The 23890-nt window shown below is 63.5% G+C and carries 22 protein-coding genes, 1 tRNA gene and 1 riboswitch; of the genes, 6 read left to right on the plus strand and 17 right to left on the minus strand.

Annotated elements, in window-relative coordinates; all coding sequences use genetic code 11:
* Positions 1 to 170: 170 nt before the first annotated feature.
* On the plus strand, positions 171 to 1580 hold the full coding sequence (gene leuC / locus C1A35_RS17005) for a 3-isopropylmalate dehydratase large subunit (protein ID WP_104665475.1): 1410 nt from the start codon (positions 171 to 173) through the stop codon (positions 1578 to 1580).
* Between the two features lie 144 nt (positions 1581 to 1724).
* Complete coding sequence (locus C1A35_RS17010; protein ID WP_104665476.1) at positions 1725 to 2261, plus strand: SixA phosphatase family protein; 537 nt, start codon at positions 1725 to 1727, stop codon at positions 2259 to 2261.
* An 18-nt stretch (positions 2262 to 2279) separates the two neighbouring features.
* Here the strand turns inward: C1A35_RS17010 and C1A35_RS17015 are convergent, their stop codons facing one another.
* Positions 2280 to 2828, minus strand: coding sequence for a L,D-transpeptidase family protein (locus C1A35_RS17015; RefSeq protein ID WP_104665477.1), 549 nt, complete (start codon positions 2826 to 2828; stop codon positions 2280 to 2282).
* Positions 2829 to 2971: 143 nt separating this feature from the next.
* On the opposite strand from C1A35_RS17015, the gene C1A35_RS17020 reads away from it, so the two are divergent.
* Together C1A35_RS17020 and C1A35_RS17025 are read left to right on the plus strand one after the other, a co-directional pair.
* Positions 2972 to 3655, plus strand: coding sequence for a response regulator transcription factor (locus C1A35_RS17020; RefSeq protein WP_034802783.1), 684 nt, complete (start codon positions 2972 to 2974; stop codon positions 3653 to 3655).
* Between the two features lie 119 nt (positions 3656 to 3774).
* Entirely contained in the window at positions 3775 to 4230 is a 456-nt protein-coding gene (locus C1A35_RS17025) for a cyclic nucleotide-binding domain-containing protein (protein ID WP_104665478.1), read from the plus strand.
* Positions 4231 to 4243: 13 nt separating this feature from the next.
* Here the strand turns inward: C1A35_RS17025 and C1A35_RS17030 are convergent, their stop codons facing one another.
* The 7 genes from C1A35_RS17030 to tesB form a co-directional block, all read right to left on the minus strand.
* The gene (locus C1A35_RS17030; RefSeq protein ID WP_104665479.1) at positions 4244 to 6427 is read right to left on the minus strand and encodes a TonB-dependent siderophore receptor; all 2184 of its coding nucleotides are present in this window, start codon (positions 6425 to 6427) and stop codon (positions 4244 to 4246) included.
* A gap of 234 nt (positions 6428 to 6661) precedes the next feature.
* Entirely contained in the window at positions 6662 to 7468 is an 807-nt protein-coding gene (locus C1A35_RS17035; protein ID WP_104665480.1) for an exodeoxyribonuclease III, read from the minus strand.
* 179 nt (positions 7469 to 7647) lie between these two features.
* Complete coding sequence (locus tag C1A35_RS17040; RefSeq protein WP_104665638.1) at positions 7648 to 8310, minus strand: outer membrane lipoprotein carrier protein LolA; 663 nt, start codon at positions 8308 to 8310, stop codon at positions 7648 to 7650.
* A gap of 206 nt (positions 8311 to 8516) precedes the next feature.
* Positions 8517 to 11171, minus strand: coding sequence for an FtsK/SpoIIIE family DNA translocase (locus C1A35_RS17045; protein WP_104665481.1), 2655 nt, complete (start codon positions 11169 to 11171; stop codon positions 8517 to 8519).
* Positions 11172 to 11406: 235 nt separating this feature from the next.
* Positions 11407 to 12762, minus strand: a complete 1356-nt coding sequence (locus tag C1A35_RS17050) for an ammonium transporter (RefSeq protein WP_104665482.1) — start codon at positions 12760 to 12762, stop codon at positions 11407 to 11409.
* A 28-nt stretch (positions 12763 to 12790) separates the two neighbouring features.
* A complete protein-coding gene (locus tag C1A35_RS17055) occupies positions 12791 to 13129 on the minus strand; it encodes a P-II family nitrogen regulator (protein ID WP_077968248.1) in 339 nt (112 codons plus the stop codon).
* 235 nt (positions 13130 to 13364) lie between these two features.
* Positions 13365 to 14249: an acyl-CoA thioesterase II gene (gene tesB / locus C1A35_RS17060; RefSeq protein ID WP_104665483.1), complete on the minus strand. Its 885-nt coding sequence runs from the start codon at positions 14247 to 14249 to the stop codon at positions 13365 to 13367.
* An 85-nt stretch (positions 14250 to 14334) separates the two neighbouring features.
* Here tesB and C1A35_RS17065 point away from each other — a divergent pair, with 85 nt between their 5' ends.
* Positions 14335 to 15549, plus strand: a complete 1215-nt coding sequence (locus C1A35_RS17065) for a ubiquinone biosynthesis hydroxylase (RefSeq protein ID WP_104665484.1) — start codon at positions 14335 to 14337, stop codon at positions 15547 to 15549.
* 235 nt (positions 15550 to 15784) lie between these two features.
* Here C1A35_RS17065 and C1A35_RS17070 read toward each other — a convergent pair whose 3' ends face one another.
* The 4 genes from C1A35_RS17070 to C1A35_RS17085 form a co-directional block, all read right to left on the minus strand.
* Positions 15785 to 15973 carry a Trm112 family protein gene (locus C1A35_RS17070; protein ID WP_104665485.1) on the minus strand — a complete coding sequence of 63 codons (189 nt, stop codon included), beginning with the start codon at positions 15971 to 15973 and terminating at the stop codon, positions 15785 to 15787.
* A 10-nt stretch (positions 15974 to 15983) separates the two neighbouring features.
* The gene (locus C1A35_RS17075) at positions 15984 to 16664 is read right to left on the minus strand and encodes an LON peptidase substrate-binding domain-containing protein (protein WP_034802753.1); all 681 of its coding nucleotides are present in this window, start codon (positions 16662 to 16664) and stop codon (positions 15984 to 15986) included.
* A gap of 189 nt (positions 16665 to 16853) precedes the next feature.
* Positions 16854 to 17828, minus strand: a complete 975-nt coding sequence (trxA, locus tag C1A35_RS17080) for a thioredoxin (protein WP_104665486.1) — start codon at positions 17826 to 17828, stop codon at positions 16854 to 16856.
* A 58-nt stretch (positions 17829 to 17886) separates the two neighbouring features.
* Positions 17887 to 18396, minus strand: a complete 510-nt coding sequence (locus C1A35_RS17085; RefSeq protein WP_104665487.1) for a prolyl-tRNA synthetase associated domain-containing protein — start codon at positions 18394 to 18396, stop codon at positions 17887 to 17889.
* Between the two features lie 252 nt (positions 18397 to 18648).
* Here C1A35_RS17085 and C1A35_RS17090 point away from each other — a divergent pair.
* Positions 18649 to 18723 (plus strand) — tRNA-Gly (locus tag C1A35_RS17090).
* Between the two features lie 166 nt (positions 18724 to 18889).
* Here C1A35_RS17090 and C1A35_RS17095 read toward each other — a convergent pair.
* The 5 genes from C1A35_RS17095 to C1A35_RS17115 all read right to left on the minus strand — a co-directional run bounded on the left by C1A35_RS17095 (position 18890) and on the right by C1A35_RS17115 (position 23868).
* Positions 18890 to 19906: an aldose epimerase family protein gene (locus tag C1A35_RS17095; protein ID WP_104665488.1), complete on the minus strand. Its 1017-nt coding sequence runs from the start codon at positions 19904 to 19906 to the stop codon at positions 18890 to 18892.
* 189 nt (positions 19907 to 20095) lie between these two features.
* On the minus strand, positions 20096 to 21280 hold the full coding sequence (locus C1A35_RS17100; RefSeq protein WP_104665489.1) for a vWA domain-containing protein: 1185 nt from the start codon (positions 21278 to 21280) through the stop codon (positions 20096 to 20098).
* A 6-nt stretch (positions 21281 to 21286) separates the two neighbouring features.
* Positions 21287 to 22213, minus strand: coding sequence for a homoserine O-acetyltransferase MetA (metA, locus tag C1A35_RS17105; RefSeq protein WP_104665490.1), 927 nt, complete (start codon positions 22211 to 22213; stop codon positions 21287 to 21289).
* 61 nt (positions 22214 to 22274) lie between these two features.
* Positions 22275 to 22352: riboswitch (SAM riboswitch) on the minus strand.
* 236 nt (positions 22353 to 22588) lie between these two features.
* Complete coding sequence (locus tag C1A35_RS17110) at positions 22589 to 23032, minus strand: NUDIX hydrolase (RefSeq protein WP_104665491.1); 444 nt, start codon at positions 23030 to 23032, stop codon at positions 22589 to 22591.
* Positions 23029 to 23868 (minus strand): AAA family ATPase, encoded by an 840-nt coding sequence (locus tag C1A35_RS17115; protein ID WP_104665492.1) that lies wholly within the window; start codon positions 23866 to 23868, stop codon positions 23029 to 23031. The genes C1A35_RS17110 and C1A35_RS17115 overlap by 4 nt, the downstream gene beginning before the upstream one ends.
* Between the last annotated feature and the right edge of the window lie 22 nt (positions 23869 to 23890).

The raw sequence follows: 23890 nt of genomic DNA on the forward strand, positions 1-23890 counted from the left end.
CGCGAACAGAAAATCGTCGTGCTGCAGGACCACAAGCGCCTGCCGGCACGCTTTTTTGCGCGCGTCCACGGGGCGCTTACAAGCCGCCTTTCCTGATCCCCCGATCAGTGCCTCCGGCCGCCTTGCCGCCGGCTTCCTGCCTCTTTTGAAAACTCGATGGATATACCGCCATGAGCGCACCGCGTACCCTCTATGACAAGATCTGGGACGACCACCTGGTCAACGAACAGGAAGACGGCACCTGTCTTCTCTACATCGATCGTCACCTCGTTCACGAAGTGACGAGCCCGCAGGCCTTCGAGGGCCTGCGCATGGCTGGCCGCAAGGTCCGCGCACCGGAAAAGACGCTCGCCGTCGTCGACCATAACGTCCCGACCTCGGCCGACCGCCACCTCGGCATCAAGAACGAGGAAAGCCGCATCCAGGTCGAGGCGCTCGCCAAGAACGCTGCCGACTTCGGCGTCGAGTACTACTCCGAGAACGACAAGCGCCAGGGCATCGTGCACATCGTCGGCCCGGAGCAGGGCTTCACCCTGCCGGGCATGACCATCGTGTGCGGCGACAGCCACACCTCGACGCACGGCGCCTTCGGTTCGCTGGCGCATGGCATAGGCACATCTGAAGTCGAGCACGTGCTCGCGACCCAGACGCTGATCCAGAAGAAGGCGAAGAACATGCTGGTGCGCGTCGACAACCAGCTGCCGCCGGGCGTCACCGCCAAGGACATCATCCTTGCCATCATCGGCGAGATCGGCACGGCCGGTGGCACCGGCCACGTCATCGAGTTTGCCGGCGAAGCGATCCGCTCGCTGTCGATGGAAGGCCGCATGACGATCTGCAACATGACGATCGAAGGCGGCGCCCGCGCCGGCCTGATCGCGCCCGACGAGACGACGTTCGCCTACATCAAGGACAAGCCGCGCGCGCCGAAGGGCAAGGCCTGGGACATGGCGCTCGACTACTGGAAGACGCTGCACACGGACGAGGGCGCGCATTACGATCGCGTTGTCGTGCTCGACGCTGCCAACCTGCCGCCGATCGTCTCCTGGGGCTCGTCGCCGGAAGACGTCATCTCGGTCCAGGGCATCGTTCCCAATCCGGACGACATCCAGGAAGAGACCAAGCGCACCTCCAAGTGGCGCGCGCTCGACTATATGGGCCTGAAGCCGGGCACGAAGATCACCGACATCGGTATCGACCGCGTCTTCATCGGCTCCTGCACCAACGGTCGCATCGAGGACCTGCGTGAAGTGGCCAAGGTGGTGGAAGGCCGCAAGGTCGCGTCGACGGTTTCGGCGATGATCGTTCCGGGCTCGGGCCTCGTGAAGGAACAGGCGGAAGCCGAAGGGCTCGACAGGATCTTCAAGGAAGCCGGCTTCGACTGGCGCGAGCCGGGCTGCTCCATGTGCCTGGCGATGAACGACGACCGGCTGAAGCCGGGCGAGCGTTGCGCGTCGACCTCGAACCGCAACTTCGAGGGCCGCCAGGGCTTCAAGGGCCGCACGCACCTGGTCTCGCCGGCCATGGCGGCAGCCGCGGCGGTTGCGGGTCACTTCGTCGACATCCGCGAATGGAAATAAGCCGGATCTGAGCTTTTCCGGCGCCAATGGCCGCCCTTCGGGGCGGCCTTTTTTGTTTGCCCGCATCCGTCGTTCCGCGCGGCGCGGTGAAATGCGCTAAGCTGTCCCACCGGAGCATCGACATGCATGAGGGGAGGATGATTGATGAGCGACGATCTACCCGTGCAAAGCTATCGCTTGATGCTGCTGCGCCATGCCAAGTCGGCGTGGCCGGACGGCGTCGCCGACATCGACCGTCCGCTTGGCGAGCGTGGCCGCAAGGCGGCGCCGCTGATGGGGGACTATATGGCGCGGCACAAGCTGGTGCCGGATCTCGCCCTCGTCTCGACGGCCAAGCGGGCGCAAGAGACCTGGAAACTGGTGGCGGCCGCCCTGCCGTCGGGCATCGTGGTCGAAAACACCCGCTCGATCTACGAGGTGGGCGCCTCCCAGATCCTCAGCGTCCTTCGCGCAACCGATCCGGCTGTCGGGACGTTGCTGATCGTCGGCCACAATCCCGGCATGGAGGACCTGGCGCACGAGCTCGTCGGCTCCGGCGATCCGGACCTGCGCATGCGCATGGCGGACAAGTTTCCGACGGCCGCCCTTGCCGTTCTTGAATTCGAAGCTGCGGGCTGGCGCGCGCTCCTTTCCGGCGGGGCCAGGCTCGTGCGTTTCGTGACGCCGCGTTCGCGCGATTGAGCCATCCGGACGCCGGGATCAAAGCACCTTAACGACCGTGCCGCGGCGCATGTGCGGGATCAGCCGGCGCATGGACGCAAGGCTGACGGCGACGCAGCCCTGCGTCGGCTCATAGCCCGGGCGGATCAGGTGGAAGAAGATGGCCGAGCCGGCGTTTCGTCGCCGGGCGAGGAGATTCCAGTCCATGACGAGGCAGATGTCGTAGAGGGCATCGTCGCGGATCATCTCCTCATGGCTCGGCTTGAAAGGGGCTTCGGCCGGTCGGTTGTAGAGGGCGTGGCCTGACGCGTCGCACCAGAGCATGCCCTTGCGCGTCGCGCGTGTCGGAAGCGGCGTTTTCGGCAGAAGGAGCCGGTCGCGCCTGACATAGCCGCCGATCAGCCTCATCGCGGCGCGTGGGGTCGCGCCGTCGCCCTCGCGCTTCCGGCTGGTGATGCCGCTGCGTCCGATCGCCGCCTGCTCGACCCGACCGTCGAAAGAGACGAGGGCGCGTTTGCGATCGCGCGGTGCGGCGCGCACGGTGATGACGGTTTTGGCTGGTCTTCTTCCCGACGTTTTCTTACGCATCATTCTCACGGATTTTTGCTTTGCCCGTGATTTGGGGGGCACCATAAGCACGGTTGCAGATATAACGACTTAGCGATGCTGGCTCGCTTGCCAACACGGGCATTTGAGCTAGTTTGAAAACGGAAGCAAACAGGAATTGTCCCATGGCGACCCGTACCATTCTTCTTGTCGATGACGACAATGACCTGCGCGAGACCCTGGTCGAGCAGCTCTCGCTCTACGAGGAATTCGATCTCATCCAGGAGGCAACCGCCGGCAAGGGTATCCAGACGGCGCGTGCGCAGCAGGTGGACCTCCTGATCATGGATGTGGGCCTGCCTGACATGGACGGCCGCGAGGCGGTCAAGCTCCTGCGCAAGGGCGGCTTCAAGGCGCCGATCATCATGCTCACCGGCCACGATACCGATTCCGATACGATCCTCGGTCTTGAGGCCGGCGCCAACGACTATGTGACCAAGCCGTTCCGCTTCGCCGTGCTGCTTGCCCGCATCCGCGCGCAGTTGCGCCAGCACGAGCAGAGCGAGGACGCGACCTTCAGCGTCGGTCCCTACACCTTCAAGCCCAGCCAGAAGCTGCTGACGCTCGAAAACGGCCAGAAGATCCGGCTCACTGAAAAGGAAGCGGCGATCATCCGCTATCTCTACCGCGCCGATCAGAAGGTGGTGACGCGCGACGTTCTGCTCGAAGAGGTCTGGGGCTACAATTCCGGTGTGACCACACACACGCTCGAAACCCACGTCTATCGGCTGCGCCAGAAAATCGAGCGGGACCCTTCCAATGCCGAGATTTTGGTGACAGAGAACGGCGGCTACAAGATCGTTCCGTAGCCGGGGTGCGCAAGGTGGAAAACCACGTCTCGCGCGTTCTCCGTAGACTGTTGTTTGCATGGGTCGCGCGATCCGGTCCGTTTGGACCGGAACCGGCGTGACCTTGGGAGGTTAGCCGCTTGGCGCTCAACGACGATATCGTGCTTCTGTCCAACGTGCCGCTGTTTGCCGACATCAGCGAGGACAAGCTGAGGCTGATCGCTTTCGGTGCCGAACGGCGGCGCATCTTCAAGGGGCAGGAACTGTTTCGCGAGGGGGCGCCGGCCGACTGCGCCTATGCGATCGCCAGCGGCAGTCTCACCTTGTCGAAGACGGGGGTGGATGGTTCCGATACGGCGGTTTCGACTGTCGGCCGTGGGGCGCTTCTGTCGGAGCTGGCACTGATCTCGATGGTCGAGCGCAAGTTCACCGCAACGGCCGAGGAGGACAGCGAGGTCATCCGCATCAACCGGCCGCTCTTCCGCCGCATGCTGGAAGAGTATCCGGAAGTGGCGGAACTCGTCGAAGCGCGCATCCGCGAAAACCTGCAGGCAATGATCCGCCGGGCCGGCGCGCTCGCCGGCCGTTTTGCTTGAGGGCTTTTGGCCGTTACCAGCGGTATTTCAGCGAACCGAGCATCGTTCGACCCTGGCCGAAATAGCAGTAGCCATCGGTGCAGACCTCTTCGCGGCGGTCGCCGAGATTGGTGGCGCTGACGGCGAGCGACAGCCCGTCGAGTTCGGGGTTCTTGACACCGAAATCGTAGGCGATCGAGGCGTCGAAATAGACGGCGCCGCCGTTCCTGGCGGTGTTGGCGTCGGACGTGTAGGAGCTTGACGCCAGCCGCACGCCGCCGCCGAGGCTCAGGCCCGCAAGCTGCGTGTCCTCGGGCAGGAGATAGTTGGCCCAGAGGGATGCGACATGGCGTGGCTTCGTCGACGGCGCGTTGCCGATCAGCGACGGGTCGACGTTTCCGGTGATTTCGGCGTCGTTGTAGTTGTAGGCGGCGATGAAGCTCAGGCCGTTGTCGAATTCCCGGCGTCCTTCCACCTCGAAACCGTTGGTCGTCACCTCGCCCGAGGACTTGTAGTAGTAGCCGACGGGCAGCGAGGCGTCCGAGACATATTGCGGTGCGCCGGTCTCCACGATCCGGTAGTAGGCCGCACTCAGCGAATAGGCCTCGCCCTCGGGCTGATACTTCACGCCGAGTTCGATCTGCTCGCCCGTCGTCGGATCGAGTACCTTTCCGTCGGCCGAAAGCTCGGTGCGCGGCACGAAGGAGGTGCTGTAGCTGGCATAGGGCGCGATGCCGTTGTCGAAGAGGTAGAGCAGGCCGACCTGTCCGGTGAGCTCGCCATCGTCCTTGCGATCGACGACGCCGGTGTTCTTGTTGGTGCTGGTCTGGTCGACCCAGTCGTAGCGAAGGCCGCCGACGGCGCGCCAGTTGCCGAACTCCAGCTGATCCTGGACATAGATGCCGGTCTGCCGCAGGTCCCGCCCGCTGAAGCTGGTCAGCGCTGGCGTCGGGCCGCCGACGCCGAAGGTCGGGTTGTTGAGATCGAAGCGATAGGCCGGGTCGACGGCGCCGAAACCCAGGCCGAAATCGGAGGTGATCCAGGTGTAGTCGAGGCCGGTCAGCAGCGTGTGCGAGACCGCGCCGGTGTCGAAGACGGCCTGGAGCTGGTTGTCGACCTGGTAGGCGCGCTGGTCGTCCCTGATGGCGACGGGCGAGCGATCGAAGACGTCGGGTGCGACCTTGGCCCCGAACTGCAGGTAACGGGCCTTCAGGTCGAGATCGCTGACGCGGCCGTGCTGGCGGAACGTCAGGCCATTGTCGAATTCATGCTCGAACTTGTAGCCGACCTGAACCTGCCGGACCTTCTGGTAGTCGTAATCCGGATCGCTGTAGCGCAGCAGCCGGCCGTCATGTTGAAGCACGCGCGGGCTGGCGTCGCTCTCGCCCTTCTGTCCCAGGCCGTAGACGGTCAGCGACGTGCCTTCGTCCGGCTTCCAGGTGAAGGAGGGTTGCAGCAGGTAGCGGTCGTCGGCCACGTCGTAGTTTGTCTCGCCGTTTCGCAAAAGCCCAACGATGCGATAGAGGAAGTCGCCATCGGCCGTTGCCGGCCCGCCGACGTCGAAGGCGGCTTGGGCGCGGCCGATCGTGCCGTATTGCAGTTCGATCTCGCGGTGGGTCTTGTCCTCGGGCATCTTCGAGATGCGGTTGACGATGCCGCCGACGCCGGCAGCACCATACATGACCGAAACCGGACCCTTGAGGATCTCGATGCGCTCGAGGCCGTAGACTTCCGTCGGGAAGGTGCCGTAGTTCATGTAGGGCTGGCGCAGTCCGTCGCGGAAGTCGCCGGTGGTCGTCGTCTCGAAGCCGCGGATGTAGATCTGGTCGAAGCGTGGGTCGAAGCCGAAGGCGCCTGTCGTGACGCCGGCGGCGTAGCGCGTTGCCTGGATCATGTCCTGCACGCCGCGCTCTTCGAGTTCCTTGCGCGTGATAACCGAGACGGAGCGGGGCGTTTCGTTGAGCGGCGTGTCGGTCTTTAGCGCCGAGACGTTGCGCGTCGGCGCGATCGTGTCGTTATCCTCGGCGATCGTCGCAGCCGCCTTGCCGGCCGTCGCTTCGATCTTTTCAAGACGGGTGGTCCTTTGGCTCTCGGCCGATTGCGCATGGGTCGCTGTCGGCGAAAGGATCACGGCGGCAGCGCTCGCGGCCAGCACGGTGGCTGCGGAGAGCGCGCGTCGCGAGGCGCGCTGGAAGGTGATCGGCAAGGTCTTTGACATCTCTGGCCCTCTTGCGGGCGCACGAAAACCCTCCGGCGAAAGCCAGAGCAAAGCACCCAGGTATCAGTGAAAATGGCAGCCAACTGGCTGCCGGAGGCGGTGTCCCCGCCGCCCGACAAGAGGGATAGTCCGTTTGGAAGTGCGCATCAAGAAAAATATGATTCTTTTAGTCATGTTTTCCTTGACCGAACGGCGAGCATCGAAGGCGCATGCCGCCGCTCAGAAAATGACGTCCTAGATGTCGAAGTGCGCGATAACCGGCACGTGGTCGGAGGGGCGTTCCCAGCCGCGCGCTTCCCGCAGGATGTCGACGTTCTTGAGCGCCGGCGCCAGGTCGGCGGACGACCAGATATGGTCGAGCCGGCGGCCGCGGTCGGCGGCTTCCCAGTCCTTCGCGCGGTAGCTCCACCAGGTGTAGAGCTTGGTCGGGGCCGGCGTGTGCTGGCGCATCAGGTCGACCCAGCCGCCGCCGTTCATGACCGTGGTCAGCCCTTCGGTCTCGATCGGCGTGTGGCTGACGATCTTCAAGAGCTGCTTGTGCGACCAGACGTCGTCTTCGAGCGGCGCGATGTTGAGGTCGCCGACGAGGATCGAGGAGATGCCGGCTTCGGCTTCCGCGTGCAGCAGCTTCATTTCCTCGACGAAATCGAGCTTGTGGCCGAACTTCGGGTTGATGGTGCGGTCCGGCTCGTCGCCGCCGGCCGGAACGTAGAAGTTATGCAGCCGGATCTTCTTGCCGCCGGCCGCGAAGACGACTGAAAGGTGGCGGGCGTCGCCGACGCCACAGTAGTCGCGGCGGTCGCTGAGCTCATGCAGCGGCAGGCGCGAGATCGTCGCCACGCCGTGATAGCCCTTCTGGCCGTGCATCTCGATGTGGTTGTAGCCGAGCGCCTTCAGGGGCTTGGAGGGGAACTGGTCGTTCGGGCACTTGGTTTCCTGCAGGCAGAGGATGTCCGGCTGCCAGGTCTTCAAGAGATGCTCGACCAGCGGCATGCGCAGGCGAACGGAGTTGATGTTCCAAGTGGCGACGGAAAGGGCCATGCGTCATTCCCTGATCGGCTGGGGCCGGACGCTCGCGAAGGGAAGGCCGGCTCGGGATGGATGTTTGACCCGAGCTTTAAGCAGGTCCGGCGCGCCGGGACAAGGAATGCATGAGAGAGGTCGCAGCAAAACCGCGCGTCCTATGGACGCGCAAGGGTGCCTGGGACGCTTGCTGTTGCTCAGCCGCCCCGTTTGTTGCGGACTTCGTCATAGGGGATCTGGAAGACCTTGTCGTCCAGCGCCATCCCGGTCTTGACGTTGAAGATCATGACCGAGGTGTCTTTCTTCTGCGCGTCGGTGATCGTCCACTGGCGCAGGTCATAGGTCTTCGGGTCGAACATCATGGTGATCGTCGAATCGCCGAAGATCGAGCGGTCGCCAAGCACGATGGTGATGAGGTCGGATTCTTCCTTGACGTTGCGCACCATCTTGCCGGTCAGGTCGATCCTCTCGCTGAGCAGGAGGTTGAGCGGCGTCTTCGACAGCGGGTAGATGTCCCAGGTCTTGAGCTTCATGTTGCCGATGACGACCGACTTGCCGTCGGCGATCACGCGCATCGGCGAGGGGGCCTCGTAGTTGAAACGGATGCGGCCGGGGCGGCGGATATAGAACTTGCCGCCGGTCTGTTCGCCGCGCGGGCCGAACTGCACGAATTCGCCGGCCATGGTCTTCACCGAAGAGAAGTGATCGGCGATCTTCTGGGCTGCGCTCGGCGCCTGCGCGAACGCCTTGCCGATGTCGAGACCGGTGCCGCCGATGCCGGCAAGTGCCGCAAGCCCGCACACGAAGAGGCGGCGCGACATCACCGGGTGGTTGCGCTCGCCAGTCTTAGTCTCTGTCATCTCGGTCTCCTTCATTTACGAATCATCTGGAGCGCAAGTGCGGCGCCTTCAAGGCGCCATTTTCGAGCTTTTTCGCTCGCGCTCTCACATGACCGTTACCAGTTCGGCCCCTTGTGCGGGGCCTCTGCCCGCGTTCGCCGGGCGTCTCTTCTGTCAAGGCATTCGCTTTACGCGACTCTGCCGGAATTTCCTTGTCGTCCGGCGACTTACTCCTCGGTCGGCACCAGGATTTCGCGTTTCCCGGCATGGTTCGCCGGGCCGATGATGCCCTCCTGCTCCATGCGTTCGATCAGCGATGCGGCACGATTGTAACCGATGCCGAGGCGACGTTGAACGTAGGAGGTGGAGGCCTTGCCGTCGCGAAGGACAACCGCGACCGCCTGGTCGTAGGGATCGTCGGAGTCTGCGAGGTTGGAGGTGCCGGCCGGGCCGCCGCCCTCACCATCATCGTCGTCGGCTTCAGTGATGGCGTCGAGATATTGCGGCACGCCCTGAGTCTTCAGGTAGGCGACGACTTCCTCGACCTCGTTGTCCGAAACGAAGGGACCGTGGACGCGCTGGATGCGGCCGCCACCGGCCATGTAGAGCATGTCGCCCATGCCGAGCAGCTGTTCGGCGCCCTGTTCACCAAGGATGGTGCGGCTGTCGATCTTGGACGTCACCTGGAACGAGATGCGGGTCGGGAAGTTGGCCTTGATCGTGCCGGTGATGACGTCGACCGACGGGCGCTGGGTTGCCATGATGACATGGATGCCGGCGGCGCGCGCCATCTGCGCAAGCCGCTGGACGGCGCCTTCGATGTCCTTGCCGGCGACCATCATCAGGTCGGCCATCTCGTCGATGATGACGACGATATAGGGCATCGGCGCCAGATCGAATTCTTCGGTTTCGTACATGGCTTCGCCGGTCTGGCGATCGAAGCCGGTCTGGACGGTGCGGGTGATCTGCTCGCCCTTGGCAAGCGCCTGCTCGACGCGGCTGTTGAAGCCGTCGATGTTGCGCACGCCGATCTTCGACATCTTCTTGTAGCGCTCTTCCATCTCGCGCACGGTCCATTTCAGCGCAACGACGGCCTTTTTCGGATCGGTAACGACGGGTGAAAGCAGGTGCGGGATGCCGTCATAGACGGAAAGTTCGAGCATCTTCGGGTCGATCATGATCAGGCGGCACTGGTCGGGGCTCAGGCGATAGAGCAGCGACAGGATCATGGTGTTGATCGCGACCGATTTGCCCGAGCCGGTCGTCCCGGCAACGAGCAGATGCGGCATCTTGGCGAGATCGGCAACCACGGGCTCGCCGCCGATCGTCTTGCCGAGCGCCATGGCCAGGCGCGCCTTCGAGGTCTCGAAGTCGCGCGAGCCGATGAGTTCGCGCAGGTAGACGGTCTCGCGCCGCTGGTTCGGCAGTTCGATGCCGATGGCGTTGCGGCCGGGAACGACGGCGACGCGGGCAGCGATCGCGCTCATCGAGCGGGCGATGTCGTCGGCAAGGCCGATGACGCGGGAGGACTTGATGCCGGGCGCCGGCTCCAGTTCGTAGAGGGTGACGACCGGGCCGGGGCGTACATGGATGATCTCACCCTTGACGCCGAAATCTTCAAGAACGCCTTCGAGCATGCGGGCATTCTGCTCCAGCGCGTCGGGCGACAGCGACGCGTCGCGGCTGACGTTCTTCGGCTCGGCGAGGAAATGCATCGGCGGAAGCGTGAAATCGCCGTCGTTGTCGTCGACGAAGGAGCGCTGGGCTTCGCGTTCGCCCCGCTGGCCCGACTTCGGGCGAGGGGCAGGCGTTGCGACGCGCGAGCCGGCATTCGGCAAGCCCTGCTTCGGCGGCGCCGCTTTCGGCGCCCAGTCGGCGGCGGCGTCGTAATCGTCGTCAGGCAGGATGCCGGCGGGACGGCGTCCGTCGATATCGAAGGGCAGGTCGTCGTCCTCGTCGTCGGCCATGATCGGCGGCGGGGTGAGGACGCGGCGCTCGGAGCGGTCGAGCGAGGGCTCGATGCGGTCGCCGGCGGCCATCGGCTTCGGCCGGGCCGGCTCGTTCAGCGTGCCGAACTCGTCATTGTTGAAATCATAGGGTTCGTCGTACTGGCGCTTGGGCGTGGCGCGGGTGCCGCTCATGCCGAAGATGCGGCGCATGCGTGCGTGCATGGTGTAGCGCATGTGGGCAAAGGAGCCCATCAGCAGGGTGAAGGGCCCTTCGCTGTCATCCTCGTCGATCTCGTCGCGAACGGTGCGCGCCTTGCTCGGTGTCGGCTCGACGACCTCTTCGTCTTCCTCTTCGTCGCTGACGCCGATCAGGCCGGCGCTGTAGACCAGGCACCAGGCGGCCGGCACGGCGAAGATGCAGGCAAGAATGGTCGCAAGCGTGCCGGTCGGGAAGGCGCCGGTGAAGAGTGCCGGAAAGCGGAGAATCATGTCGCCGAAGACGCCGCCGAGGCCGTTGGGCAGCGGCCAGGTGATGGGGGCGGGAACGCAACTGAGCGCCGCGCCGGCAAGCACCGAGCCGACGAACCAGAGGCCGAGGCGCTTGAAGACCTTGTCGAAGCGCTTGCCGCCGATCAGCACCAGGGCCCAGGCGACCGCCGGCAAAAGGGCGACGACGCTGGCAAGGCCGAAAAACTGCATGAAGATATCGGCAAAGGCTGCACCGGTGTATCCGAGCACGTTGGTCGGCGCTTGCGATGTGGCGTAGGAGAAGCTCGGATCGGCGACGTTCCAGGTCGAGAGCGCCGCAATCGCCAGCGCCAATGCGCCGAACAGCGCAAAGCCCGCCAGCGACGCGATCTGTCGCCAAACGAAGGTGGTTAGCACGAACCGGTTGGAACGGCTGTCAAGCGCTGCCGGATTGCTTCTGCTCATGTTGCCTGCTGCCCGTCTCGATCTCAAGGGCGCATTGCGCGCCATGGAATCAACCTAAGCGGAGTACGGTTAATGCGACATTAACCATGCGTAGTCGGCGCTAAAATAGCGGTCGCAACCGGAGAGATCGGCCAAGAAAAAAGGCCCGGAGCTTTCGATCCGGGCCAAGGGCGATCCGCGTGGGGCGGATCGCGACGGGACTGTGAGCAGCGCCAGGTCCGGCGCTGTGATCGGCTTAGCTGTGGTAGGCGGCTTCGCCATGGGACGAGAGGTCGAGACCCTCGCGCTCGGCTTCGACGGAGACGCGCAGGCCGACGACGGCGTCCACGACCTTGTAGAGAATCGTCGAGACGACACCGCACCATGCGATGGTGATGGCAACGGCGGTGAGCTGCGTCATGAACTGGCCGCCCATGGTGACGCCGTCGGCATAGCCGATGCCGCCGAGCGACGAGGAGGCGAAGATGCCGGTGGCAAGCGCACCGAAGAAACCGCCGACGCCGTGAACGCCGAAGACATCCGCCGTGTCGTCATAGTGGAACTTGTTCTTCACGACCGAGACGAAGAAGTAGCAAAGCGGCGAGACAATCACGCCCATGACGATCGCACCCATCGGGCCGGCAATGCCGGCAGCCGGGGTGATGGCGACGAGGCCGGCGATCATGCCCGAAGCAGCACCCAGCATCGAAGCCTTGCCGCGGGTGATGGTTTCGACCACCGACCAGGAGAGCACTGCGGCGGCGGTTGCAAGGAAGGTGTTGACGGTTGCAAGCACTGCCCCGCCGGAAGCTTCGAGGTTCGAGCCGGCATTGAAACCGAACCAGCCGAACCAGAGCATGGCGGCGCCGACCAGCGTCAGCGTCATGGAGTGCGGCGCCATCATGTCACGGCCGTAGCCGGTGCGCTTGCCAACCATGATCGCGCCGATCAGGCCCGCGACGCCGGCATTGATGTGAACGACGGTGCCGCCGGCGAAGTCGAGTGCACCCATGCCGAAGAGCAGGCCGTTGCCGTCCCAGACCATGTGGGCGATCGGGAAATAGACGAAGGTGGCCCAGAGGATGGAGAAGAGCACGGCTGCCGAAAACTTGATGCGTTCGGCAAAGGCACCGACGATCAGGGCCGGTGTCAGTGCGGCGAAGGTCATCTGGAAGAGCATGAAGATGTATTCCGGAATGACGACGCCTTCCGAGAAGGTTGCCGACGTGCTCTCACCGGTGACGCCGGCGAGGAACATCTTGGCGAAGCCGCCGAAATAGGGGCTGGTCGAGCCGCCGAAGGCGAAGGAATAGCCATAGACGACCCAGACGATCATCATCGCCGCGCCGATGACGGTGCACTGCATCAGCACCGACAGCATGTTCTTGGCGCGCACCAGACCACCGTAGAAGAGCGCCAGGCCCGGGATCAGCATGAAGAAGACGAGTAGCGTCGAGATGAACATGAAGGCGGTATCGGCCTTGTCCGGGACCGGCGCTGCGGCGGCTGCGGCCGGCGCCGCCTCCTGTGCGAAGGCAACGGCCGGCGCAAGCAGGGCGGTGGTCAGAGCGCCGAGGCGTCCAAGAGAGGTGGTAAGTTTGCTGGATGACATCGAGGTAGTGCTCCCTGAACGGCGTGATTTACAACGCTTCTGAATCGGTTTCGCCGGTGCGGATGCGCACGGCGTGGTCAATGGCGTAGACGAAGATCTTGCCGTCGCCGATCTGGCCGGTCTTGGCGGCTGCGGCGATCGCTTCCACGGCCTTGTCGACGAGCTCCGAGGCAACGGCGATCTCGACCTTCAGTTTCGGCAGGAAGCTCACGGCGTATTCGGTGCCGCGGTAGATTTCGGTATGTCCCTTCTGGCGGCCGTAGCCTTTGACTTCGGTCACGGTCAGGCCCTGGATGCCGACAGCAGTGAGGGCTTCGCGAACCTCATCGAGCTTGAACGGCTTGATAATGGCCATCACAATTTTCATCTGGTTTCATCCTTGTTCGCCTCCGGCGGAGGCCGTCTCTCCTTGCTGCGGAGCGCCCCAAGCGCCGTGCAACCGGACTATGACATTCAAGGGGCGTGCCAGATTCTGACGCCTGCTCTAAGTGTATGAAAAGAAAATAGAAAAAAGAACGCCGCAGCAATAATGCTGCGGCGCACCAAAGAAATGTCAATTTAGAAGATTAAAAAATAGGCAGATTGAAGAATCTGCTCGTTTTCTATTCAGTTGCCTTTTTCCGGATCAACCCTTCCTGGGCAACGGAGGCAATCAGCACGCCGGAACGCGTAAAAAGGCTGCCTCTGGTCATCCCGCGGGCACCATGTGCACTCGGACTGTCCTGGGTGTAGAGCAGCCAGTCGTCCATCTTGCAGGGCCGGTGGAACCACATGGCGTGATCGAGGCTCGCGACCTGCAGATTGCGGTCGAAGACCGACGTGCCATGCGCGTAGAGCGAGGTGTCGAGCAGCGTCATATCGGAGAGATAGGCAAGGATCGCCGCCTGGATGTGGCGTTCGTCGGGAACCGTGCCGACGGCCTTGACCCAGACGTCCTGGATCGGCTTGCCGTCGTCGCGGGTGAAGTAGTGGTGAAACGAAGCCGGGCGGATCTCGATCGGCCGCGGCCGCTCCCAGTAGCGGCGGATCGCTTCCGGTGCGTGCACGAGGAACTTTTCCTTCAGCTCCTGCTCGCCCGGGAGCGTCTCGGGCATGGCGAGATCAGGCATCTCGATCTGGTGGTCGAAGCCGTCCTCGTCGTACTGGAACGAGGCCGACATGGAGAAGATCGCCTTGCCGTGCTGGATGGCGACGACCCGGCGGGTGGCGAAGCTTGTGCCGTCGCGGATGCGGTCGACTTCGTAGATGATCGGCACCGACGGGTCGCCCGGTCGCATGAAATAGGCGTGCAGCGAATGGACGTAGCGGTCCGCGTCCACGGTGCGCTGGGCAGCGACCAGTGCCTGGCCGATCACCTGGCCGCCAAACACCCGCTGCCAGCCGACCTGTGGGCTCAAGCCCCGGAACAGATTCTCCTCCAGCTTCTCGAGATCGAGAATGGCGAGCAGCGCATCCATGGGCGTGGTGGTCTCGGTGGGGCGCGACATTTCGGCAGTCTCCGATGGTAGGAACGTCGATGGCATTGATCTATATAGACATAAAACGATGCTCAAGTGCGACGGGAGAAAGCCGATGCTCGATGTCTTGATTGCCGGTGGCGGCTATGTCGGCCTTTCGCTCGCCGTTTCCCTGAAGAAGGCGGCGCCGCATCTCGACGTCATGGTGATCGATGGCGCGCCGGAAGGCGCCTGGAAGAAGGACCAGCGTGCCTCGGCCGTCGCCTCCGCCGCCGAGCGCATGCTCGACGTGCTCGGTGTCTGGGACGAGATTGCGCCGGAGGCCGAGCCGATCCGCCGCATGGTGATCACCGATTCGAAGGCGGCCGATCCGGTACGCCCGGTGTTCCTGACCTTCGACGGCGACGGCGGCGATGGTCGTCCCTTTGCCCATATGGTGCCGAACACGGCGATGGTCGGCGCGCTGCGCCGCGCCTGTGAAGCGCTCGGCGTCGTCAATCGCCAGTCGACCATGGTCGAGAGCTTCAAGAGCGGCGACCATGCCGTCGCCGTCACGCTTGCCGGCGGCGAAGAGCTGGAGGCACGCCTGCTCGTCGCCTGCGACGGCGTACGCTCGAAGCTGCGTGATGCCGCAGGGATCAAGACGGTCGAGTTCGACTATGGCCAGTCCGGTATCGTCACGACTGTCGAACACGAGCGGCCGCACGACGGCACGGCCGAGGAGCATTTCCTGCCGGCGGGCCCCTTTGCCACCCTGCCGCTCAAGGACAATCGCTCGTCGCTGGTCTGGACCGAGCGCACCGAGGACGCCGAACGCCTGGTCAAGGGTGACGATTTCCTGTTCGAGGAAGAGCTGGAGCGGCGCTTCGGCCACAGGCTCGGCCATCTGAAGGTGGTCGGCGGACGGCGGGCCTTCCCGCTCGGGCTGACGCTGGCGCGTGATTTCGTCAAGCCGCGCTTCGCGCTTGCCGGCGATGCCGCCCACGGCATCCATCCGATCTCCGGCCAGGGTCTCAATCTCGGCTTCAAGGACGTCGCAGCCTTGGCGGAAACCATCGTCGAGGCGGATCGCCTCGGGCTCGATATCGGCTCGTTCGCCGTGCTCGAGCGCTACCAGAGCTGGCGGCGTTTCGACACGTTCCGCATGGGGGTGACGACGGACGTGCTCAACCGGCTGTTTTCCAACGACATCACTCCGGTCAGGATCGCCCGCGACTTCGGTCTCGGTCTCGTCGACAGGATGCCGTCGCTGAAGAGCTTCTTCATCCGCCAGGCGGCCGGCATTGCCGGTGAAACCGATCCGCGGCTGTTGTCGGGACAGCCGATCTGAGCCTGTACTTGAGGATTGCCCTCACCCTGACCCTCTCCCGTAGGCGGGGAGAGCGGACGAGAGCTACTGCCGCACCATCGCTTGGTCTCAGGTCGCTGCTGAACAAGCGGAACGCAACCTTTGTTGCTGAAGTGCAGGTGGCGCCGCAGACTTCCTTCTCCCCGCTTAGCGGGGAAGGTGCCGGCAGGCGGATGAGGGCCTATGGGGTCGATCGAAAACGACGCCGAGGAAGAGCTCAATTCTCGATCTTGCGCGCTTCCGAAACCAGCATGATCGGCACACCGTCGCGGATCGGATAGGCGAGGCGGGCCTTTTCCGAGACAAGCTCGCCCGCCTCGGCGTCGTAGCTGAGGCGGCCCTTGGTCAGCGGGCAGACGAGCAGCTCGAGCAGTTTCGGATCGACCTTGCTGGCGTTGATGTCCATTGTCCGTTGCTCACTGCAGAATGCTGTCCATATCGCCGAAGTCGCGCGCAAGCACGATCTCGGTGATGGCGATCAGGGTTTCGGCGCGGGTCTTGAGGTCCGGGGCTTCGAGCAACGCCTGTTTTTCCGCCGGGCCATAGGGCGACATCATCGCCATGGAATTGACCAAGGTGCGGTTGCTCGCCCGCTCGACGCTTTCCCAGTCGGCCTTCAGCTTGTTGGCTTCGAGATAGGCCTTGAAGGCAGCAAGCAGTGCGGCCCGGTCGACGAGGGTTTCATCGTCGCGGTTTTCGAGATCGGCGGCAAAGGGGCCGATGCGGAAACGGCGATAGCCGCGGGTGCCGCCGACTTCCGAAAACAGCCGGTAACGGCAAACGCCGGTCAGCGAGGTGATGTAGCGGCCGTCGCCGGTTTCGGCAAAGGACGTGATGCGGCCGATGCAGCCGACCTCGCAGAGCGCCTGCATCGGGCCGGTGGCCGTGTCGTTGCGGCCTTCGCAGAAGGATGGCTGCACGATGCCGATCAGCCGGTTGCCGGAGAGCGCGTCGTCGAGCATGGCGAGATAGCGCGGTTCGAAGATGTTGAGCGGAAGCTGAGCGCCGGGAAGCAGCAGCGCACCGGTCAGCGGAAACACCGGAATGATCTCCGGCAAGTCCTTGGGACCGAGATAACGTGCATTTCCGACGTGCATTTCCGATAGACCCTGCCGGTATTCGCTTTTGCCCCGCCAAGGAAGCGTGGTCAACCAGATCAAGAGATGGTGCGCCGCTTGAAAATCTCAAGGGACGAGCATGCCGATCTTCACGGGTGAATATGGATCGTGATCGGATCCGCTTAAGGGGCGCAGACCGCGCCCCTTTTCAAAACCATGACTGACGGCTCAGGAGAACAGGATCGACGATAGCTTGCGCCGAGCGGCGATCGTTGCCGGATCCTTCGGACCCCAGACTTCGAAGAAGGAGAGCAGTTCGCGGCGCGCGCCGTCGTCGTCGAACGCCCGATCGCGCTTCATGATCGTCAGGAGGTGATCGGCCGCAGCCGTGCGGTCGCCTTCGACATTGCGGATCTTGGCAAGCAGCACGCGCGCCTCGTGATCGTCGGGGTTTGCGGCAAGACGGCGCTCGAACTCGTTCGGGTCGCCGAGCTTGCGGGCTTCCTCGATCTGGTCGAGCTTCTTGCCGATCGCGGCGATGCCGGCGTCCTTGGCAAGGTCCTCCGGCAGGCTGGAAAGCGCCTCACGGGCTTCAGCGAGCTGGCCGAGCGCGATCATGCAGTCGACCATGCCGGCGATCGCCACGACATTTTCCGGATCGGCCTGCAGCACGGCGCCGTAGAGGCCGGCGGCGTTCTCGGCATCGCCGGCATCGGCAAGCGCCTTGGCGTCGGCGAGCACGGCTTCGATCTCGGCCTTGCTGTCGTCGACGGCGGGGCCTGCGATCTTCTCGATGAACTGCTTGATCTGGCTTTCCGGGACAGCGCCCATGAAACCGTCGACCGGACGGCCGCCGACGAAAGCGATGACGGCGGGGATCGACTGGATGCCGAGCTGGCCGGCGATCGAGGGGTGGTCGTCGATGTTCATCTTGACGAGCTTGACGCGGCCGGCTGCTTCCGTGACCACCTTTTCAATGACGGGGGTCAGCTGCTTGCAGGGGCCGCACCACGGCGCCCAGAAATCGACGAGCACCGGCTGCTGCCGGGACGCGTCGAGCACGTCCTTGGTGAAATTGGCAGTGGTGGTTTCCTTGATCAGGTCACCGCCCGACGCGGCGGCCGGCGCTGGTTGGCCGAAGGAGGCCGAACCTGTCATCTGAGTGCCGAAAGACCCTGCATAGGGATTGTCGCTGCCCGTCATTCTTCTCTCCTCGCCGGCTCGTCGGCCAGCTTACTGCATTCGCGCCAAAGATCGTATGTCAGGCCGTGACTTTCAAGACAAGCGGTTCGTGTCCGGTCGCTTCCATGAAGCGCAGCAGATCCTTCGAAGCGATCGAGGTCGTCGCGTCATTGGAAAGCGGATGGCAGTTGACGATGTCGAACTTCATAAGCTCCTCGTCGAGGATGACCCTGACGTTGCCCTGGGTGTCGTTGATCGCGCCGAAGGCGGTGACCGCACCCGGAATGACACCCAGATATTCCATCAGCTTCTCCGGCTTGCCAAAGGAGACCCGGCTTGCCGCGCCGATCACCTGGTGCACGGTCTTCAGGTCCACCGTCGCGTGCTCCTCGACCGTCAAAAGGAAATAGTTGTCCTTCTTGTCCTTCACGAACAGGTTTTTCGTGTGGCCGCCGGGGATCTCGTCGCGCAGCGCCACCGATTCGGCAACGGTGAACACCGGCTCGTGGTTCTTGGTCTTGTGCTTGATCCCAAGCCCGTCGAGAAAATGAAAGAGGTCTTCGGCGGTCTTCGGCTGTGATTCACTCATGATTCTCATCCCCCAGGGCACGCGTTTCGCATCTGCTTTAGGGGAGAAGCCTGTCTATGCGCAATCTCACAGGCGGCGATGCCGACCGAAAACGCGGCATTTCCGGGCTTTGCGCGCAGTCTCCAAAAAAATATTCGATTTCTCGTCATTTCCCTGTTGCATTCCAAAATCGCTTAGGCCATATACCGCCCGTCGCCGCAAGACAGCGCCGACGCCACGGTCCACCGACTACCCCCGGACCTTGGATGATGAGCGGGTGTAGCTCAGGGGTAGAGCACAACCTTGCCAAGGTTGGGGTCGGGCGTTCGAATCGCCTCACCCGCTCCAATTTCTCCCAACCACTTCATTTCACAATCATTTCCGGAATGAAGCGGCATTTGCCGATAACCATTCCATGCGTGCGTGACCGCGCATTCACACCGCTGGGTCCGGACCATCGGCCTTGCTTCGTCGTGGCTTGGTGCTGTTGGCGGTGCCGCCGCCGCTTCCGCGGTCAGCTCTTCATGAACACGTAGTCCGTCTCCTGCCGGCGCGTCTCGCCGGGGCGCAGCACCGCGTTCGGGAAGCCTGAATGGTTGATGGCATCCGGCCAGACCTGGGTTTCCAGACAGAAGCCCGCAAACGGGCCGTAGCGGCGGCCCTCGAGGCCGGGGACGGGGATATCAAGCTTGACGCCGGTATAGAGCTGCACGCCGGGCTCGGTCGTCAGCACTTCCATGGTGACGCCGGAATCGATGCTGCGGGCAAGCGCCACCGAATGCTTCGCCATGCGCTCGTCGGAAAGACAGAAGTTGTGGTCGTAGCTGATGCGTTCGCCTTCGGTCTGGCGGCGAAGCGGCGTCATTTCCCTGAGATCGAAGGCGGTGCCCTCGACGGAGCGGATCTCGCCCGTCGGCACCTGAAAATCATTCGTCGGCAGATAGTGGTCGGCGGCGATCATGATGTCGTGGCCGAGCGCGTCGGCGCTGCCGTCGAGATTGAAATAGCTGTGCTGGCAGACATTGGCGAGCGTCGCCCGATCGGCCTCGCTCTCGTAGACGACGCTCAGGACGCCGCCAGGCTTCAGCGCGTAGGTGCACGTGATCCTGCAATTGCCGGGATAGCCGGCGCGGCCGTCGGGATCGGTGATCACGAGCGTCACGCTATCGGGCGTCTGGTTGGAAATCGTCCAGTTGCGCTTGCCGATATTGTCGCTGCCGCCGTGCAGATGGGTGACGCCCTTCTCGTTCAATTCGAGCTGATAGGTCTCGCCATCGAGCGTGAAGCGTCCGTTGCCGATGCGGTTGGCTGAGCGGCCGGGCGTCGCGCCGAGATAGGGCGAATGGGCGAGGTAGCTTTCGAGATCGGTGAAACCGAGCACCAGCGGCGGCTCGTGGCCTTCCAGGCGCAGGTCCTGGATCACCGAGCCCCAGGTGAGCACATGGGCGGTCAGTCCGCCGCCGGACAGCACCACACGATGAACCGGCTCGCCGGATGGCAGATGGCCGAAGATTTCCGTGTTCTGATGCATGTTCACCGCTTGCTCCCTCTACAGCGCCGCGCGTCTCCCCAGATGCGCAAAGGTCGCTGTACATTCTATGATCGCTGCATGTTCCTGGGATCGATTGGTATCCAGGGAACATGCAGTCGTGCGATCGCAGCAACCTGCGTCATTTCCCGGGGCGCGGCAACCGGTATTCACAAGATTTCTGCGGTCATTTCAGCGCGATAGTTGTTTGGTGGCGTCCTGGAGACCGGCAAGGGTCAGAGGGAACATCCGCCCCTCGAACAGGCTTTTCACCATGGCGATCGACTGGGTGTAGCCCCAATGCTGCTCCGGCACGGGATTGATCCAGATCGAGCGCGGAAAATGCGCCGTCAAGCGCGAGAGCCAGAGGGCGCCGGCCTCGTCGTTCCAATGCTCGACCGAGCCGCCGGGATGGCTGATCTCGTAGGGGCTCATCGAGGCGTCGCCGACGAAGATGGCGCGGTAGTCGCCGCCATAGGTGCGCAGCACCTCTGTCGTGCGGGTGATGTCGGCGCGCCGGCGGCGATTGTCCTTCCACAGGCCCTCGTAGACGCAATTGTGGAAGTAGAAGTGCTCCATGTGGCGGAACTCGCCGCGGGCGGCGGAAAACAGTTCCTCGACGATGCGGATGTGGTCGTCCATCGAGCCGCCGACGTCAAAGAACATCAGGAGCTTCACGGCATTGCGCCGCTCCGGCCTCGTCACCACGTCGAGATAGCCGTGTTCGGCGGTGGCGCGGATCGTGCCGTTGAGGTCGAGTTCGTCGGCGGCACCCTGGCGCACCCAGCGCCGCAATCTTTTCAGCGCCACCTTGATGTTGCGGGTGCCAAGCTCGACCGTGTCGTCATAATCCTTGAACTCGCGCCGGTCCCAGACCTTGACGGCGCGGCGATGGCGCGACTGGTCCTGGCCGATCCGGACCCCCTCGGGATTGTAGCCATAGGCACCAAAGGGGGAGGTGCCGGCGGTGCCGATCCATTTCGAGCCGCCCTGATGGCGGCCCTTTTGTTCACTCAGCCGCTGGCGCAAGGTCTCCATCAGCTTGTCGAAGCCGCCGAGGGATTCGATCAGGCGCTTTTCTTCCTCGGTCAGGTGCTTTTCCGCAAGCTTGCGCAGCCAGTCCTCAGGGATGACCGCCTCTTCGCCCGCTTCCATCGGGTTGACCGCTTCGAGGCCGGAAAAGCAGTGCTGGAACACCCGGTCGAAGCGGTCGATATGGCGCTCGTCCTTCACCAGCGCCGCGCGCGCCAGATAGTAGAAGGCTTCGACGTCGAAGGTGGCGATGCCGGCCTCCATCCCCTCGATCAAGGAGAGGAATTCCCGGAGGGTGACCGGGACTTTCGCCGCCTTGAGTTCGAGGAAGAAGGGGATGAACATCTGACCTCAGCTTTTCCCGGTGCCGATCTCCTGGAGATCATAGGGCGTCGTCTGGTACATCTCGTTGATCCAGTTGCCGAAGAACAGATGTGCATGGCTGCGCCAGCGGTTCTGCGGCGGCAGGGTCGAATCGTTGTGCGGGAAATAGTCGTGCGGCATCTTGATCGGCACGCCGGCGTCCACGTCCCGGAAATATTCGTCCGACAGCGAAGTGGAATCATACTCCACGTGGTTGAACATGTAGAGCCTGTTGCCCTTTTTCTCGTGCACGAGGCAGACGCCCATCTCCTTCGATTCCATCAGGATTTCGAGGCCCGGCACCTTGTCGATGTCGGCGCGTCGCACTTCGGTCCAGCGCGAAACGGGGACGGCGAAATCGTCGGAGAAGCCGTTGAGATAGACGGAGGAGCGATTGAGGTTCTGGTGACGATAGACGCCGAAGGCCTTTTCCTTCAGCGGATACTTCGGCACGTCGTGGAAGTGGTAGATCGCCGCCATCGCGCCCCAGCAGACGTTGAGCGTCGAATGGACGTTGGTCTCGGTCCAGTCGAGGATGCGCTTCAGCTCGTCCCAATAGGTGACGTCCTCGTATTCGAGCGTCTCGACCGGGGCGCCTGTGATGATGAAGCCGTCGAACTTGCGGGCGCTGACCTCTTCCCAGGTCTCGTAGAAGGAAAGCAGATGGTCTTCGGAGGTGTTCTTTGCGCGGTGGGCGCCGATGCGCACCAGCGACAGTTCCACCTGCAGTGGCGAAGCGCCGATCAGGCGCGCCATCTGGATCTCGGTCTTGATCTTGTTCGGCATGAGGTTGAGGAGCCCGATCTGGAGCGGACGGATATCCTGACGGATCGCCACGGTCTCGGTCATCACCCGCACGCCCTCATTGACGAGGGTTTCGAAGGCGGGCAGCGTATCGGGAATCTTGATGGGCATGGGCTTCCACTCGATCAATACAAAAAAACCGGCGGCGATTGATCGCGACCGGTCCTCGGAAATCCAACTTTCCTCGGCCCTTTAGCGACTTGTTTAACGTGGCTGCAAGCCGGCCGGCCAAATCACCACGGGGAATTTGATAGCGCGACAGGGGCGCGGGGGTCAAGAAAAACGATTCGGGCGTGGGGAGGCCCCTCATCCCGCTGCCGCGACCTTCTCCCCGCAAGCAGGGAGAAGGGGCCTTGCCGTACCCGATCGTTCCACAAGTCAAGGGCAGCGGCCGTTCGGCCTATCTTGGTAGCCGGGTTCGCTATCCGCACGTCTCGGCTTGGAGCCAGCCGTCGTCTTGCCCTCTCCCCGCCTGCGGGGAGAGGGTTAGGGTGAGGGGCTAGTCTGCAGCAGGCTTAGAGCATCCCGCATGCCATAACCCAGCCGGTGCCGCGCCCCGTCTATCCCAAGCCAGAAGAAGCGAAAGCGGATCGGGTCACCGCCGCCAAAGGGCGTCATTTCCCGATGTATCCAGGTCTGCCGCTGCTCGCCGGCAAGGGCGATGTGGAAGTAGTGCCGCCGATGACAGATCGTCCTGCCGTCCTTCGGGTAGTGGTAGTCATGCGTGACGAGATGGGTGAGCGCCTGCGGCGACGTCAGTCCGGTCTCTTCGGTGAATTCCCGCGCGGCCGCCTGCTCCGGGCTCTCGCCGGGCTCCATCGTGCCGCCGGGTACCTGCAGCTCGATCGCGGGAAAATCCGGCTCGTCGAAGACCAGCAGGCGGCCCTGCCAAGTGGCGTAGATCAGGACCTTGTGGGCGTCGGGCATCATCCGTCGCGGCGTGCCATGAAGGCGAGGCGTTCGAAGAGGTGCACGTCCTGCTCGTTCTTCAGGAGCGCCCCGTGCAGCTTCGGCAGCATGGTCTTGGCATCGGCTCTCAAGTCCGCCGGATCGACCTCGTCGGCGACAAGCAGGCGGATCCAGTCAAGCGCCTCGGAGGTGGACGGTTTCTTTTTCAGGCCGGGCACCTGGCGGATATCGTAGAAGGCGGCCAGCGCCGCCGACAGCAGCGTCTTGCGGATGCCCGGATAGTGCACCTCGACGATGCGGGCGAGCGTGTCTGCGTCCGGGAAGCGGATATAGTGGAAGAAGCAGCGGCGCAGAAACGCGTCCGGCAGTTCCTTCTCGTTGTTGGAGGTGATGATGACGATTGGCCGGTGGCGAGCGCCGATCATCTCCCCGGTCTCGTAGACATGGAATTCCATGCGGTCGAGTTCCTGCAAAAGGTCGTTCGGAAACTCGATGTCGGCCTTGTCGATCTCGTCGATCAGGAGCACGACGCGGCGGTCGGCTTCGAAGGCCTGCCAGAGCTTGCCCTTGCGGATGTAGTTGCGGACCTCGTTGACCCGTTCGTCGCCGAGCTGGCTGTCGCGCAGGCGCGACACGGCGTCGTATTCGTAAAGGCCCTGCTGCGCCTTGGTCGTCGACTTGACGCTCCATTCGATGAGTTCGAGATCAAGGGCAGCGGCGATCTGGCGGGCCAGTTCGGTCTTGCCGGTGCCCGGTTCACCCTTGACGAGCAGCGGTCGCTCCAGCCGGATCGCGGCGTTGACGGCGATCATCAGATCCTTGTCGGCGATATAGTCGGCGGTGCCTTGAAATTGCATGGGCGTCTTCCGGGTTCGGCGT

The organism is Ensifer adhaerens (genome assembly GCF_002940685.1).
Taxonomy (GTDB): Bacteria; Pseudomonadota; Alphaproteobacteria; order Rhizobiales; family Rhizobiaceae; genus Ensifer; species Ensifer adhaerens_E.